The sequence below is a fragment of the Joostella atrarenae genome (genome assembly GCF_021764745.1).
Lineage (GTDB): Bacteria > Bacteroidota > Bacteroidia > Flavobacteriales > Flavobacteriaceae > Galbibacter > Galbibacter atrarenae.
Window position 1 is genome coordinate 1 of sequence record NZ_JAETXX010000062.1, and the last position, 286, is coordinate 286.

The following is a 286-nucleotide window of genomic DNA, read 5'->3' on the forward strand; positions in this document are numbered from 1 at the left end:
CTAACAATCACCGCTACTAACGATACTTCTTGTGAAACGATAACTACGGTAGCTATTCCATCGGATTGTCCATCGGATTGTATTTTCCCAGACTTAACAGTTGGACAAGGAATTTGTGATGGTGTAGGTGCTACTACATATACGGTAAACTTTACAGAGACTACTGGAGCGACACTCACTGTTACTGGAGGAACAAATAATGGTGATGGTACAATTGCTGGAGCCATAGGTACAGATATTGTAATCACAGCCACAAATGGTAGTTGTGAAAGTATAATTACTATTA

General features: G+C 39.5%; 1 protein-coding gene. It reads left to right on the forward strand.

Features of this window, described 5'->3' with window-relative positions:
* Nucleotides 1-286: hypothetical protein (locus JM658_RS17320; RefSeq protein ID WP_236961115.1), on the forward strand; the 286-nt coding region annotated here is incomplete at both ends.